The organism is Zhenhengia sp., from assembly GCF_046966505.1.
Lineage (GTDB): Bacteria > Bacillota > Clostridia > Lachnospirales > Cellulosilyticaceae > Zhenhengia > Zhenhengia yiwuensis.
The window spans coordinates 391,905-408,205 of sequence record NZ_JBKVCH010000001.1 but is presented as its reverse complement, the minus strand read 5'-3'; the positions used below and the strand labels follow the sequence as shown (position 1 = coordinate 408,205).

Sequence of the window (16,301 nt, the reverse complement as noted above, 5' to 3'; positions counted from 1 at the left end):
GGAGGAATGTACAATGTTAGATTTAAGCGTACTAGCACAGGAAACGTTAGATATTAAATTATTAGATGGTGAGATAGTTTGCATTAAAAACCCATCTAAAGGGCTACTTATCGAATTAAATAAAGCGGATTTAAAAATGGCACAAGAAACAGACTTTGAGAAAATGGTAGAAATGCTCGAGAGAATCACTGCCAAGATTTTAAGTAATAACACGAGTAAAAAGATGTTTACAGCAGAGCAACTTGAAGAACTTGACATTGATTACTCATTACAAACCCAGATTTTTAAAGCTTACTTGGAATTTGTTACAAAGTCTCTTAATAACCCAAACTAGATAACCCATTGCTTATATCCAAAAAACATAAAAGTGATGGGTTAGACATATCTCCACTATTTACAACGGATGATGAACGGCTTATGTGGGAATACGTTCAAATGGCACAATTTCTTAATATGAGTTATGAAGAGGTTAAGTATATTCCATTTGATGAGTTTGAGATATTGAAAAAGCTTAAACAAATAAATGATTATTCTAAGACTAAAGAAGGCCTTGAGATACTTAAAGACAATATACGTTATACATGTACTTCTCCTGATGTTGATAAGTTAAGAGAAAAATACGGAAAGGATGAAGATAATGGCTAGTTTAGACTTAGGAACACTTAAAGCAAGCGTTGTAGTCGAGGGGTCAGAGAAAGCCAAAAGTGACCTAAGAAGTGTAAATGAAACAATTAATAGCACCGAAAAGTCTTTTGAGAATACAGCTCAAAGTACACTTATGAGTAATAAAGAGATGCAAAGCTCAATCATGAAATTAGCACATCAGTATAAGGCTAGTGGCATGACTATGAGTGAAGCTATGACTAAAGCAAATGCTGAGATTAGAGTTTCACAACAAAAGGCTATAAATGAAAACAACAATAGTGTTAGTTCATTTAGTAGATTAGCTAGTGCATTTAAAGACGGAATGAGTAATGCCAGTGTGTTTGGCATGAAATTAGGTGATTTAGGCGGTGCACTTAGTGGTGGAGCTGGAATGAGTAGTTTTATGCAAGGTGCAGTAGCAGGGCTTTCCATGGCCCTTGTAAATTTAGCTGTACAAGCTGTACAACAGGCTATATCTGCATTATGGGATTTTAGTAAACAGGCTGTACAAACTGCAAGTGACCTAGAAGAAAGTGCCAACGTAGTAGAGGTTGTTTTTGGCAAAGAGAATAATGTCTCTAAATGGGCTAAAGAAAATGCAAGCTCTTTTAACTTAAGCAGATTAGAGGCTGAAAAGTTTGCTGGTACGCTAGGAGCAGTTCTTACACCAAGTGGCTTAGGCATAGACGTTATAGAGGATATGTCTATTAACTTAACAAAGCTATCAGGTGACTTAGGTTCATTGTGGAATAAGAGTTCTGAGGAAGCTTTTAACGCTTTAAGAAGTGCTATTACAGGCGAGACAGAGCCAATGAAAAACTTTGGTGTAGTTATGACACAAGTTAACTTAGAAGCCTATATGCTTACACAAGGCATTAATAAGCAATGGAAAGAGTTAACGCAAGCAGAGCAAGCACTTGTACGTTACAATTATATCTTAGAAAATACTAAGACCGCGCAAGGAGATGCTATTAGAACTGCTGATGGTTACGCTAATGCTAGTAAACAATTAGAATTAGCTATAGAAAACGCAGGTAATGCTTTCGGCCAAGGTTTTTTACCAGGGTTAACAAGCTTTAAACAGCATATTGCAGAGTTCATAAACGACAACGAGGAATTGATAAGGCTTATTGGAAACTTACTGGGTAATTTAGTGCAATCATTTGCAGAAGCTATAAAAATAATTACTCTACCCTTTAAGGGGGTGCTGACTGTAATTAACTGGATAGCCGGTGGTATTAACAGTATCTTAGAGTCTGTACGTGGTAAATCTAACGAGGTATTGGATAGCATTTCTTCTATAGGTAAGAAAACAAGTGGAACAGTAACTTACGAAATGCAAGATATGGCTAGTGCCACAAAAGATGCTATGGGTGATGCTGCCACTAGCGTAGAAGACACTTTTAATGGTATGGAAGAGAGTGCAAAGGATAGTCTCAATGGTATAAGTGAAGCATATAAATCTTTTTTCCAAAAGCAAATGTCAGAGTATGAAAAACAGCTTAGGGAACAGTACAACGGTGGAACTTTAAGAGAAGAAAAGAAAATTCAAGAGAAGTTAGCACTGCATGAGAAGATGCTTAATAAACAGCTTGAAAAAGACGAAGAGTACGAAAAACGTAGAGCAGAGATTGAAAAGAAATACCGTATGCAATCTAGTACTGAAAACGGTAGAACAGTTATTTCTTATGTACCAAGAAATGCGAACGGTACTTCATATTTCAGTGGTGGACTTACCCGTATGAATGAGGTAGGCCCTGAATTAATGTTCGTGGAAAGAGGGGCTAAAATTGTGAACAACCACGAAACAAGGGAAATGTTTAACAATATAGCAGATAATAGTGGAGTAGAAAATAGACTAGATACCCTCATTAGTGCTATTCAGAAAGTAGAGAGAGTTATTAAGATGCTGCCAAGTGAACAGCAAATGCTTGCTCGTGGTGGACTAGTGTAAAGAAAGGAGGGATAGCATGGCACATGTAATGTTTAATCCTAGTACGGTAAATAGTGATTTATCATCTACTAAAAGTAGAATGAACTTTCAAAAGTTTATCAATGACTATAACAACGGACTTATTGACAAAGGTAACACCTCTAAAATTTCATCATTAAGTATATTGGTACACAATGTAAAAAAGGACCAGACTGTAAATGCGACTGTTTCTGTTTATAATCAAATAATTAACCGAAGTTTTACGTCTAGGTATGAAGATACAATAAGTAGAAATATCTATCAAGATTTAAGTATCGCTATTAATCCTACTTCTTTTATAAACTACTTAAACTCTAATGGTGGGAATCTTGATGCAACCATAACGAGTGGAACAGCAAATTACAATACTCCTGTTGTTATAGGTACAGAGTTTCGCACTAAAGAAATAGCAGGTGTAAAAAGCGGGCAAGTAACAATAACGGGTAGTGAAGTAGACAAGGCAATTAGAGTAACCCGAACAGATAATGTTAATGGGATATACGTTGAACTTGATAGCTATAACGGAAAAGAATACGTTGAATTATTTAAAGGCGCAAGTAATGGAACATTTGTAGATATTCCCGCAGGAACGATTACAGACTTGTCTTTAGAATATTATGTTTGGGTATACGCAGGATTATTGCTAGAAAGTAATGGGCCTACTAAATTAAATGAAGGTTCAGACTCGTCCTTTTTAAAGTTTAAGTTAGATAATCTAACAGTAAGCAATCCTACAATTAGTAATTTAGCAACTGTAGGTGATTATTGGGAAAAACCTATTACTGTTAACTGGCGTTCTACTCATCAAGAAGGCTATGAGTGGGAAGCTTATTATAATAACCAAAGAATCAGGAACGGTACTGGTCGCACTGAAACATCTTTCACATTACCTGCTAATACTTTCAGCGGTACATTACCATCAAGTGTAAAAGTTAGAGTTTATAGAGATTATGGTGGTACTCGATACTATTCTGGTTGGCAAGAGGTATCGCTTAGGCTTAAAGATATTACAGCTAGTATATCAGAACTAAGTGTTAATGCTGATAATATTGACTATGCAATTCCTATCACATGGAGCTCGGTAAACCAAAGTAAGTGGAAAATCGAAGTTATACAAGCTGGTGTAGTTAAAAATACATTTAGTGGTGATAGCCAGAAGTCTTATACGATACCTGCTAAGAGTATAGCGTTTTACGGTTCTGCTGTATTTAAGTTGTCAGTTGCTTATACAGGTTATGGCAACGTTGACAGGTGGGTTACTAAAGAGGTTACTAAAACTCTAACCAGGATTACAGCAACTTCCTCAAATCTGATTGTTGCAGGAGAGTTTTGGGAGAGAGAAATATCTCTAAGTTGGCAAAGTACCAACCAACATAAGTACGAGGTAACAATCCTCAAAGGCAACACTTTAGTAAAAACTTATACTGGTACAACAGCCACAAGTTTAAAAATACCTGCTAGTACCCTTAGTGCTGGTGAACATACGTTTAGGGTTAGAACAGCTTATACGGGCAGTGCTGGTGATGCTTGGAGTGCATATACCACTAAAAACATAACATTAAAAGATGTAGTAGCTACTATCTCTAACTTACTTGTATCTGGAGACCTGTGGGAAGCACCTATTAACTTATCATGGCAAAGTACAGACCAACAGCAATTTAAGATTGAGGTATTGAAAGAGAATGTAGTTTTTAGAACATATACAGGGACTACAGCAAAGCATTATACTATTCCAGCAGGACATCTTTCAAAAGGCGAACATGTATTTAGAGTTTGGGTAGGTTATGCGAATAGATTTGTAAATAATCAAACTAGAAGCTTAACATTAAAGGATATTGAAGCAACCATCTCAAACTTACTTGTAGAAGGTGACTACTGGGAAAATCCTATTAAGGTAAGTTGGCAATCTAGCAATCAACAGCAATTTAAAGTAGAAGTTCTAAAATCTAATCAAGTGGTAAAAACATACACAGGAACTACAGCGACTAGCTATACTATTCCTGCAGAGCAACTGACCGAAGGACAGCAAGTTATTAAAGTTACGGTTGCCTATTCTAATAGATATGTTAACAGCGCAAGTAAAACAGTAACCTTAAAAAATATAGTAGCAACCTTAGATAATATTAATTTGAGTGGTAGCAATATAGACTTGGCTTTATCTCTTTCATGGAGTTCTACCAATCAGCAAAAATATGAGGTTGAAATTTATAAAGGTGATACCAAAGTAAAAAATTACAGCGGAACTACAGCTATAAGCGTATCTATCCCTAACAACTCACTCACTACTGGTCTTCACAGATTTAGAGTAAGAGTAGCATTTAAAGATAGATGGACCAACTGGGAAGAAATCACCTCAACGCTCACCGAAACATTACCAAGTATTGGGGTACTTGAACCCGACGGTGTTATTACTGAACGTGATAACCCTACTCGAGTATGGTGGACATCTCAAAATCAAAGTAAATGGAAGCTGGTTATAGACGAAAGTACAACTTATACAGGTACGACTGAAAAAGAAAAAATCTTAATAGCAGGTGCACTTCAAACAGGTAAGCATAGTATGGTACTTACTGTAACATACCGTACGAGCTCAGGCGTAGAAAAACATGTAACAAAAAAAGCTGAATGGATCGTACAAGGTAGACCACCTATCCCAACTATTACAAGTAGTAGTACTTTTACGACAAGTAGACCTACTATCACATGGGACACACAAGACCAACAAAGCTATATCCTTGAACTACTAAAAGGTAGTGAGATTATCCATAGTACAGATTGGAATAATGGGTTGTATGTAAGTCACAAAATTAATGACTACTTGGCTAATGGTAGCTACACTGTAAGAGTTAAGGTAATGAATCAATACAGCTTAGAGAGTGAGTGGGGCACGAAACAAATCACTATCAATGCTACAGAAAACACGGTTATCAAGCTATCAAGTATAAGCGTACAAAATACCGTAGAATTAAGATGGGATAACCCAAACAATAAATTTACGAAGTTTTATATTATACGAAACAATGAGGTTATCGCAAAGACTACTAACACATACTATACTGATTACACACCTCACAAAGATTGCATTTATGTTATCAGAGGTATAAATGCATCGGATGTCTACAAAGACAGTAATAGAAGCTATGAGTATGTAGAAATTAATAGGTCCGTATTAGCTACTGTAGATAAGTTAGACGACCAACTCAACTGTGCTTTCTTCACATCAAGTGATAGGTTCAATGCTAACTTAGGGTTAGAATGTACACTTATTGAAGTTAGTGGTAGACCTTATCCTATAGCAGTATTCGGCGAACATCAAAGTAAAAATATCAGTCTAAACTTGCTACAATGCGATAGCTTGGATAAACTGATTGAAATGTTCCACCGCAGGGAAGTATTTTGCTATAGAGATCATTCAGAAAAAGTATTTTTCGTCATACCATCTCTGCCATACAATCGTAACAGTATCTTGAGCGACCATGAGGGTACTATTAGTGCAATGGTAGTAGATTACAAGGAGCGTGTAGGCTATGAATAATTTAACTAAATCTGAATTAGATGCGCTCCTTTGTAGGTATGGAGCGAGAGAAGAATATTACAAATTGGAACTGCTCGATTATTATGGGAGTAAAAAATGTGACCTGTATCTTAAAAATGGTACGATTAACGTATATAACGATAAGGTGATTAAGCGTTATGCAACACTTGAATTTACAGAAGATGATAGAGTAGATTATCTAAATGATAAGCTACGAGTTTGTATGGGGATAAGAATTAATAAAGCACTTAAGTGGTATAGCTTAGGTGTTTTTTTAATGCTTACTCCAATTGTAGAAGATGGTATATGCTATGCGAATTGCTACGATGAAGTCATAAGTGTACAGCAGGATAAGCTAGATAGCCCTAAACTATTTCTAAAAGGTACTAACTATGGTGAGGTGCTTAGATACTTTTTAATTAGTTGTGGTATTACCAAAATCAATATTCAAGCTACTGACTTAGTACTTACTGCTGACGTGGTATGCGATTATACGAAAAATAAGGCTGAATGGTTTAACTATTTCGCAGAACAAATCAACTATACAAGCCTTATGACAGATGCTAACGGTTGGTTTGTCAGCAAGAAATACGTAGAACCTAGTCCATTGAATGTTACGAACACTTATAAAGACAATGAAATGTCTATTATCTTGGGGACACCTCGTAAAAAGATGGACTACTATAACATACCTAATGTGATAACTCGTATAGTAAGCCACCCACAATTAGGAATGCTTAGTAGTACTTACACCAACACGGACCCCACAAGTATCTTTTCGATACAGCGTAGACATGGTAAAAAAATTGTAGACGTTGATACCGTGGACAACATTGCAAATCAGACAGAGTTAGATAATCTCGTAAGAAAATTAGCTTTTAACGCGGTGCAGGTAGAGCAAGAGGTGACGTTTGAAACACTTAATATGCCTACGCATACCGTTAACGATATATTAGATTTAAGGCACAAAGACTTAAGAGGTATATTTGTAGAGCAAAGCTACAGCATCACATTAAAAGCAGGAGCAAAAATGCAACATGTATGTAAAAGGTTGGTGAGATTGGAATGAAACCAAGGTATGCAACAGTATTAGATGTAGCACCAGGTAAAGGCGTGAAAATAAAAATAGATGGGCCAGATGAGCAAGAAGTTGATATTTATTACAATAGCCTAGCACAAGTTAATAGAGGTGACAGGGTTTACATTGACTATAGCAGTGGTTCGATTATCATAATAGGAAAACTTTTATATTAGGAAGGAGGGCTGCTAGAATATGAAGCCTAAGAATTATGAAGTGTTGATGGACATTTATATGGGGGTACTTAATGCACCGGCTATACAGTTCACGACAGAAGATTTTGGAATGTGTCAAATAACATTCAGTTTACTAGAAGATAGAATAACACCTTATAATCTATCAAACTGCATTGTAAGAATGGTTATAAATGGACAACAGCAAGATTGTACGATATCTGATGCGAATAATGGTAAAGCAGAAATTGTATTGTTACAAAGTATGTTTACAGAAGTAGGGCATGTATTCGCAGAACTACAAATCTATGATGCTACAAATCAAACTATGAGACTTACTACTCCAACGTTTAAATATACTGTTCGCAAGAGTTTAATGGATGACAATACTGTTCAAGCTGATGCAAATTACTCTATACTTCAACAGATGATACTTAATGTCTCTAATGCGGACAAGGTTTCCAGTGAGGCACTTAAAATAGCTAATAATGCAAAAGCTATTTGTGACGATCTAGTTCCTAAAGCAAATACAGCAGCACAAAGTGCACAAGAGGCATTAGATAGAGCTGAAAGTGTTGTTACACAAGAAGAATTGGCTCAAAAAGTTACGCTAGATGGCAATGACACAAAATTTGATTTTATTGAGAATGAAGTGGTGAAAGATGGGTTGATTGATAGCGTACCTTACACTAAGTTAAATGGATCGGCCTTAAGCAAAGTGCTTACTATAAATGGCGACTTTACTTTAATTGCATCTTATGGGATAGATGACACCACAAACTATATAATCACAATAGATTCATACAGATTGCTTGTGCACTATAATGCTCATACTTCTAGTTATAGGGTGGGTTATAAGTTAACCCCATCTGGTGCAATACAATATATGGATACTCGTATATCATCAGATGTTAAGCAGCTTAATATAGCCATTAGACAGATAGGCTCTAGAATTGTATTGAGTATAAACAGTTGGAGTACATCGCTAGCTATGACCTTAGAAAACAAGAGCACTGTTATTAGATATAGTTCTGTTCAAGATGATAACATCACGACAGGAATCTTATATGGAGCGTTGTTTTATGAAAAGGTCTTAAGCGAGAATGAAATCCAACACACTTTCTCAGTCCTCAATAGCTCACCGTCTATCTCACAACTTCACACAATAGATTCTACAGGTAAAACAAGTATTTTAAGACTCACATCTAGTGAAGATTGCGTAGAGATGTCAACAGGCCGCACTTTACGTGAAGAGTATATGGGCGTGCTTAAAACGATGGGTAAAGAGTTTACGAGTGTAGACGGAGGTCGTTTAGAAGTTAACAATGGCATTGAAGCAAGGGTTGTTAATGCTCAAATTAAAGGTCAAACTGTTAAATGTATTGCCAATGTTGATGATAGATTTAGAACTGCTGTAGGTGATGGAACTATAAAAGTTGCGTTAGCTATAAGTGATATGGGTTTAGTTAAACCCTCTTCTGATTACACATTAGTAACCGAAGTTATTTCGAACACATTAAATGGAGATTTTAAATTAGTCAACATAAATACATCAAATATGATGATGGATACTAATGATTCAGTTCCTGCAGGTAAGACTGGAATTTTCATAGTTAAACTTAGAAGTAAGGCAAACTTATCTGGCGCTAGTCAAATAATAAGGCATGCTTTAACTGCGGATTCTACTAGTGGAAGTATAACATATAGGTCATGTGTCTTTGAAGGGGATTTAACTAAAGTAGTCAAAGGTTTTGCACCATTTGGGCTGGTGTCAACTGAAGCTATTATCTCAAACAATGGTCAGCAATACCCCATCTATGCCAGCGAAGAAGATAAGGCGAATAAAAAAGTTATTTCACTTGGCGTAGTTGGTGATGTGAAAAATACTTTAGAAATACTAGAAGATGGAAGCGTGGTTTATACGCAGAATGCAATTAAAGAAAAATTATCCGATAATTTAACATGGGCTACAGCTACAACAAATGGAACTATCACAAGGTTTTATAGTCTTGACTTTGCTAAGGGAACAAAAGGTGTTAAAACTAAGAAACTAGGGAACACAAATATTGTGTGTAATATGCTGCCGACTGACAAGAATTCAACTGAGTTCAATGTAAGTGTCAGTGGATATGACACAGATGGAAGAATTTATGTTAAATTGGAGAACTCAGTTGCTGATACAGTAGATAAATTAAAAGAGTATTTAACAAACAATGACGTGTATGTAATATATCAATTAGAAACTCCTATTGTAAATCACATTCCAAAAGAACTTGTACCTACTATCCTAACCCATAAAACTAATATTCTAGAAGTTGGGGGTAAAGTTAAAGCAAGTAGTTTTAAAGTGACTTTACCAGTTGATAGGATTGCAGAGTTAACAGCTAGATTAGAGGCAGTAGAAGCAAAAACGAATACACAGCCAGTTAACACGGCTTTTGTAGATGAAACATACGCTAAGAGCGTAAATAAAATTGAAGAGGTGATTAAGTAATGACAGGTAAACAATTAGCAGTATATGAAACAATGAAAGAGTTTATTACAGCAAAGTACTACCCAACAGAGGATGAGGCAGTTGAAATTTTAAAAGCATTTCAAGTGACCCAAGATGTTACACCTGAGCAATACACGGAGTTAACATTGTTGGCTAGAAGTGTATATGCACCACCAGTAGAAATGGCACCATTAGAACCAGAACTACCAAACGAAGAAGTACAAGTAGAATAAAATAAAAGACTGATTTGTTAAATTGAATAAGGCATAGAGAAGGCACTAGAAATAGTGTTATTTTTTATGCCTTTTTATTAAAAAGGAGCGAAAGTATGGAATTAGCGTTAATAGTTACAGTTATAAGTCTTATCCTTACTGTACTGAATATACTAGATAAGCTAATAAGCAATAGGGATAGGGTTAAAAGAGAAGGGGCTAAACAAGCTATTACAGAGACAGATGTCTCAACTATTAAGCAAGGAAATGCCTCTATATTAGTTCAACTAGACAAAATGGACAATAAGATGGATAACTTTGCAGAGAGGCTTGTACGTGTAGAAGAAAGCGCTAAAAGTGCTCATAAACGCATTGACAATTTGGAGGGAAGACATGGGGCTTAAATGGGTAAGCAATAAAAAGAAAAAAGAATACAGTAAAGTCGTTGTGGCTATAGTGCTTAGTTTTTGCATTATAGTCACTTTGTTTTCAATGGCCTTGATGTGGAAAACGGGAGATACAAGTGCGCTTGCTTATCTTATACCTGCGGTATTTGCGGAAACGGGTGTTGTAATAAGTTTCTATCTTAAGAAATCAGAGAAGGAAAACTTAAGTAAAAATCAAGTTAGACAAAGAGAGGACGATGTGGAATGTTAGAATTTATTAAAGCTAACTTATACGATATTTTAACAGTAATAGTTTTTGTAGTAGGTTGTGTTTTTCTTGTACGAAAAGGTTATGAGAGTAAAGTTAAAGAAATGCTCTTCTACCTTGTATGTAAAGCTGAAGAACTGTACGGCAGTGGCACTGGTGAATTGAAGTATAGCGCCGTAGTAACATGGATTTATGAGCAGTTACCACCTATCATGAAGTTATTGTTTACTACTAAACAGATAGATCAATATATAGAAGCTGCAGTTCTTCAAATGAAGGAATACTTATCTAAAAATAACCAGGCAAAGTTCCGTATTACAAATAGCATTTCGGTAGGTGCAGGTACGACTATAGTACCAGAAGAAGCGCTTGAAAATTTAACTGAAATACAGTCTATGAAAGTAGGTGAATAGGATGTCTATTGAAAGATGCGATGATATTAACCAATTACACCCAAAGGTAAAAGAATTAGCTGAGAAGCTACTACAAGAAGCTAAAAAGCAAGGTTTAAATGTTAAGATTATAGACACATATAGAAGTCCAGAAAGACAGGATTATTTATATGCACAGGGCAGAACAAGACCAGGTAAGATAGTGACTAATGCCACAGGTAGGGACATGACATCTTATCATAACTGGAGATTAGCTTTTGACTGTATTCAGAATAAGAAGGGGGCAGAGTATGATAGTGCATTTCTTAATAAACTCGGAAATATAGGGCAATCGATTGGTCTTGAATGGGGAGGTGGATGGAGCGGATTTAAAGATGCTCCTCACTTTCAGTATACGTTTGGGTTGTCTATTAAGGATTTAAAGAGTGGAAAGAAACCACCAGAATATAATCCTAAAGACACAGTCTATGAAAAAGCAGTTCAGAATCTAGTATTAGAAGGTATCATTGGCAGTCCTGCAGCATGGACAAGTATTAACCTTAAGAATGTGCCAGCACTTATTAGTAAGATAGGTGTTAGGTTATTTGATGTAAGCACTTATGATACTGTAATAGCTAAGATGGTAGAGGCTAAGATTATTAATAGCCCGAGTATTTGGAGAGATAAGAAGTATACAGAGCAGAATGTAAGAGATTTAATAGTTAAGGTTAGTGGTTATTTAGGCTAGGACTTCGGTTCTAGCCTTTATTTTTTTGCCTAAAGGCGGATTTGTATGCCTATATTTATTATTTTTGATTTGTTAATCAAAAAATGTTGCGTTTTTTCGCTAATTTGCATATAATATAAGTGCAGGTAGAAATACGCTGTATACTCGTGTAACCGAATTAACGTTTAAGCGACATGTAATGTCGTCGGGCATGAGGCCACCTTTGGGGTGGCTTTTTTACGTAGGAGAGATCTATGAATATATATATTTACTCGGATGAATCAGGCGTGCTTGATAAAGTACATAATAAATATTACGTTTTTGGTGGATTAATAATTTTAGGAAGTGAGTCAAAGGAAGAATGGTCTAGACGCTATTCAGCAGTAGAAAAAATATTACGTGCAAAGAAGAAGGTTCCTAAGCAATTTGAACTTAAAGCGACCAATATAACTAATGGAGAAAAAGGAAAGTTGTTTCGTTCATTGAATAATTGCTTTAAGTTTGGAGCAGTAGTTAGACAGGAAAAAGTTTTAGACAATATATTTCATAGCAAAAAGGATAAACAGAGATATTTAGATTTTGTATATAAATTAGCTGTAAAAAAGGCATTAGAAAAATTAATATTAGACAAACTAATCTCTCCAGATAAAGTAGAGAGAATTTATTTTTATGTTGACGAACATACTACAGCAACTAATGGTCTATATGAATTAAAAGAAGGACTAGAGCAAGAATTTAAAATTGGTACATATAATTATAATTATCGTATATTCTATCCACCAATATTTACGAAGTTAAAAGATGTGCAATTACAATACTGTAATTCTAACTCTAAATTACTAGTGCGAGCAGCAGATATAGTTGCAAATAAGATTTATTACATAGCTAATCAAGATAGTAACTACAATAATATTAGTAATTTACATATAACATATTTCCCATAAAAGAATAGTTTTAGATAGACCATGTGAAAACTTAGTTTTAAATAAAAATATCATTTGTTTAAAATGTAGAAGGATGAGGCCATACTCACATAAAGGAGCGTGGCCTATTTACAATAAAATTAAAAATAATAATAATTTGAGCAAGTATATCAATTAGGCTTCACTATAGGCCTACTATTTTATTTGTTTGTAGTGATTTACATATTGACATATGTGGTTTTTATTTGATATACTTCCAGTATCTCCTGACGTGATAAAGGAGGTGAAAAAGATGCAAGATGTTCTAGAGCTACTTAAGATGGTTTATTTAATACTATCTAGTATGATGAAGTACATTATTATTATACTTGTTATGGTATACATACTGTATAAATAACAGGTACGGGCAGTAATATTATGAATTATATTCATAATATTCTGCGGGTGGCTTAAGAGCCATCAGGTAGTTAAAGGTTAAATTAAAAACTACTCGCAGATTATGGATTTAATTGATGATATTACTGGAAATCTGAATAGAGAATAATGAAGTAGGGCTATGGTCCTACTTTTTTTATTTATAAACCTACATTATAAAATGCTTTTATTAATTAAAAATGAATTTAAGTATTGGGAATTTAATGAGGAGGATAACAATAAAATCAAATAGGATATTGAATTTTAATAATATGTACGCTATTTTAAGTTACTGTAGTAGATTTATACAAGTTAGTGATAAAAAGTAAAATTAAAAATGAGATAAACATAAATCACATAGGATATTTCAAATAAGGCTAAATAAAAAATTAAAAATTATAATACTGTATTAGAATAGTAAAAAATTATAAGATTTATAATACCACTAGGATGACTATATAGCTAATTGAAAGTAGTGAAAATCATAGTGATTGTAGCAATTTCATTTTTGTAATCACGATAATAGGTTCATTGATTCTTTAGCTCTTATAAAAATCCGAAATGGGTTCCGTATAGTACATAGTATGTGGATCAAGAAGATGATAAAGTTGCCGTCTAGTTTTAAGAATAAAATTAAAAAATCATTCGAGGATAAGTCCTAATGAGACCTATCCTTCTTTTTTTACTAACAATACTGACTTAATTATAAAAGTGTGATAATATTTAGAGTAAGAAAAAATAGATAATTTATAGAGGGAAATATGTTAAATAGAAAAATACAAGAACATGATTTTGAAGGAATTCATAAATTAGTTTGTCAAGTACATGAGTTACATGTAGCAAATCGTCCAGATATTTATAATGATATTGATGCATTTGATAGGGAGTATTTTGATTTTCTTAGGAAAGATCCTAATACTATTTCGTTGGTTACGGAGATAGAGGATAAAATTGTGGGATTTTGTATTGTAACTTTAAGGCAACCTTCCAAGAATCCATTATTAAAGGCGAGAAAAGTAGCTTATATGGAGGATTTATGTGTAGATAAGAGATATAGGAATTTAGGCATAGGGAGAACTTTGTTTAATGAGGTGAAACTAACAGCAAAAGAAAAAGGTTATGATGTTATGGAACTGATGGTCTGGTCTTTTAATGATGCAGCAATTAAATTCTATGAGAGTATGGGAATGAAGCCTCGTAGTATGTTCATGGAACAAAAACTTTAGTAGGTATATAAAAATTCTAATCAACAGAATAGTTATTTCAATAAAAATATCATCCGTTTAGAATATAAAACAAAAGGCCATATTCCTACAAAGGAGCGCGGTCTTTTCTTATGGAACAGTTAAGAGCAATAACGATAACAGGAGCAAGTATACTAATTAGCTTAACTATAGGATTTTATTTTTTAGATTTAGTATGCAGTTCTGTATAAGTAATCATTAGGTAGGTGCTACACCTACTTTTTTAGTGCAATAAAATAGATAGAGATTACTTGAAATTTTGGTAAACTCTATTTTACATAAAGAGATTGTATTATTTCGAAATTTATAATAATATATTTATAAAAAGGGGGAGATTAATATGAAAAGAATTCTTTTTATTCTAATAGGTTTGCTTCTGCTATTAGGAGGCCTAGTAGTAGAAGGTGGATTTATAGGCGGAATTATGTGGCTATTATTCAATCCATGGGTATTACTAGGATTATTAGTATTTGTATTTAGCTGTATAATAGGAGATAGAATTTACAGATATGGGTTTAGAGAAACTGTAAATATATATGAAGATAAAAATGTTTCTTTATAAAGGTGATGGTATGAAGTATTTACTTGATGAAATAAAAAAGAGCAAATGGTTAACAATAGTGCTTTTATGTATTATTTGTTTGATATCAGTCGGTGCAATAGGTAATCTTATTAAGAGTTCTAACAAGTATGCTTATGAAAATATGATGCCAGGTCAGTACGGTTTAGGATATCTTTTTGGAGACGGAACGCAAGCAACAAGTGCAATAGTAAACAATGCAACTAAGGAAGATAATAAAATAATGTTAGATTTAGAAATACCTTTTGATGGAGATAGTGATTTCTATTATTATTTATTTAGTGAGAACAAAGAGGTAGAATTCTGGGGGTATAATACAGATGGAAGTAAGATAAAAGACTTTAACGTGTTATATACTAGGAATAAGAATAAAGACTCTCTAAAAATAACTTTAGAATCCAACCATGATTTATCTAATGTAGAATGGGTCCGTATATTTGGTCTTAATACCGATAAAAACATGTATGAAAAGTCATCATTAAGCTTTAAGATTAAATGACCTCATCATTAGGTGAGGATTTTTTTAGAAGCACCTATTAAGTTTCTAAGCATTAATGAGTAAACGGGTAGAATTTCTGCAACTGAATACAAATTCTATTTTATAGAAGGTTGCCCTAGCTTTTATAGGCTAGGGCGTTTATTATATCATTTATGTTGGTAATCTATTAAGGATAGCAAGTAGTTTTTAGGTGTTCTATACTTTAATTATATAAGGTATATTTACCTCAAATTATCTAGGGTAAAATTGGGTAAAAAATGGGTAAATTACTTTCATATAATATCTAAAATAATACTTAATTTACTACTTATAAAAATTAAAAACCATTGTATATCAGTATGTTTATCGATTCTCCAACACTAGAACTATATAGAACGGATATCGGAAAGATAGAATAAGAGAGTTTTAAAATTTTTTATTTAGAAGGGTAGCTTAGCTACCCTTTTTTGGTTTAAAGAGAGTGATGAGATGGAATCTTTTTAGGCAAGGAAGAATTAGAAATGAGTTGTTTCAATAACGAAGAGCAACAAAGACACGTACATGAGGTACAAGGAAGTGTACAAAGAGCTAAAATTCCAGAAGAGCCCTCATAATCATCGTTTATCAACATTTATAAAGGATTTCATTGGTGAAGAAGAAATATAATCCTATTGAGTTATAAAAGTTCTTTTTAGCTGTAGTCTCCTCTATGAGGGGGTTACGGCTTTTTGTTGTGTCAAATAAGTATATTTTTGCAAAATAAAATCATAATAACTTTATACAAATCTCATGCTATAGGGC

General features: G+C 34.0%; 16 protein-coding genes. All 16 read left to right on the top strand.

All coding sequences use genetic code 11. The features are described 5' to 3' along the window. Positions 1-13 precede the first annotated feature (13 nt). The 16 genes from ACLTBU_RS02035 to ACLTBU_RS01960 all read left to right on the top strand — a co-directional run bounded on the left by ACLTBU_RS02035 (position 14) and on the right by ACLTBU_RS01960 (position 15,521). Positions 14-334, top strand: coding sequence for a hypothetical protein (locus ACLTBU_RS02035; RefSeq protein ID WP_412217244.1), 321 nt, complete (start codon positions 14-16; stop codon positions 332-334). A gap of 101 nt (positions 335-435) precedes the next feature. Continuing rightward, complete coding sequence (locus ACLTBU_RS02030) at positions 436-645, top strand: hypothetical protein (protein ID WP_412217242.1); 210 nt, start codon at positions 436-438, stop codon at positions 643-645. Beyond that, positions 638-2,599, top strand: coding sequence for a hypothetical protein (locus ACLTBU_RS02025; RefSeq protein WP_412217241.1), 1,962 nt, complete (start codon positions 638-640; stop codon positions 2,597-2,599). The genes ACLTBU_RS02030 and ACLTBU_RS02025 overlap by 8 nt, the downstream gene beginning before the upstream one ends. Before the next feature lie 16 nt (positions 2,600-2,615). Next, positions 2,616-6,152: a hypothetical protein gene (locus ACLTBU_RS02020; protein WP_412217239.1), complete on the top strand. Its 3,537-nt coding sequence runs from the start codon at positions 2,616-2,618 to the stop codon at positions 6,150-6,152. Continuing rightward, entirely contained in the window at positions 6,145-7,221 is a 1,077-nt protein-coding gene (locus tag ACLTBU_RS02015; protein ID WP_412217238.1) for a hypothetical protein, read from the top strand. Before ACLTBU_RS02020 ends, ACLTBU_RS02015 begins: the two co-directional genes overlap by 8 nt. After that, positions 7,218-7,406, top strand: coding sequence for a hypothetical protein (locus ACLTBU_RS02010; protein WP_249333771.1), 189 nt, complete (start codon positions 7,218-7,220; stop codon positions 7,404-7,406). Before ACLTBU_RS02015 ends, ACLTBU_RS02010 begins: the two co-directional genes overlap by 4 nt. A 19-nt stretch (positions 7,407-7,425) precedes the next feature. Next, positions 7,426-9,897 carry a BppU family phage baseplate upper protein gene (locus tag ACLTBU_RS02005; protein WP_412217236.1) on the top strand — a complete coding sequence of 824 codons (2,472 nt, stop codon included), beginning with the start codon at positions 7,426-7,428 and terminating at the stop codon, positions 9,895-9,897. Then, positions 9,897-10,130: a hypothetical protein gene (locus tag ACLTBU_RS02000; RefSeq protein WP_412217235.1), complete on the top strand. Its 234-nt coding sequence runs from the start codon at positions 9,897-9,899 to the stop codon at positions 10,128-10,130. Before ACLTBU_RS02005 ends, ACLTBU_RS02000 begins: the two co-directional genes overlap by 1 nt. A 95-nt stretch (positions 10,131-10,225) precedes the next feature. After that, a complete protein-coding gene (locus ACLTBU_RS01995; protein WP_412217234.1) occupies positions 10,226-10,513 on the top strand; it encodes a hypothetical protein in 288 nt (95 codons plus the stop codon). Beyond that, positions 10,503-10,766, top strand: a complete 264-nt coding sequence (locus ACLTBU_RS01990; protein ID WP_412217233.1) for a hypothetical protein — start codon at positions 10,503-10,505, stop codon at positions 10,764-10,766. The genes ACLTBU_RS01995 and ACLTBU_RS01990 overlap by 11 nt, the downstream gene beginning before the upstream one ends. After that, positions 10,760-11,176 (top strand): hypothetical protein, encoded by a 417-nt coding sequence (locus ACLTBU_RS01985; protein WP_412217232.1) that lies wholly within the window; start codon positions 10,760-10,762, stop codon positions 11,174-11,176. Before ACLTBU_RS01990 ends, ACLTBU_RS01985 begins: the two co-directional genes overlap by 7 nt. Before the next feature lies 1 nt (position 11,177). Continuing rightward, positions 11,178-11,882 (top strand): M15 family metallopeptidase, encoded by a 705-nt coding sequence (locus ACLTBU_RS01980; protein ID WP_412217230.1) that lies wholly within the window; start codon positions 11,178-11,180, stop codon positions 11,880-11,882. A gap of 233 nt (positions 11,883-12,115) precedes the next feature. Further along, positions 12,116-12,805 carry a DUF3800 domain-containing protein gene (locus ACLTBU_RS01975; protein WP_412217229.1) on the top strand — a complete coding sequence of 230 codons (690 nt, stop codon included), beginning with the start codon at positions 12,116-12,118 and terminating at the stop codon, positions 12,803-12,805. 1,154 nt (positions 12,806-13,959) lie between these two features. Continuing rightward, positions 13,960-14,424, top strand: coding sequence for an N-acetyltransferase family protein (locus ACLTBU_RS01970; protein ID WP_412217228.1), 465 nt, complete (start codon positions 13,960-13,962; stop codon positions 14,422-14,424). A gap of 358 nt (positions 14,425-14,782) precedes the next feature. Next, on the top strand, positions 14,783-15,004 hold the full coding sequence (locus tag ACLTBU_RS01965; protein WP_412217227.1) for a hypothetical protein: 222 nt from the start codon (positions 14,783-14,785) through the stop codon (positions 15,002-15,004). A 10-nt stretch (positions 15,005-15,014) separates the two neighbouring features. After that, positions 15,015-15,521, top strand: coding sequence for a hypothetical protein (locus ACLTBU_RS01960; RefSeq protein WP_412217225.1), 507 nt, complete (start codon positions 15,015-15,017; stop codon positions 15,519-15,521). Positions 15,522-16,301: the final 780 nt, after the last annotated feature.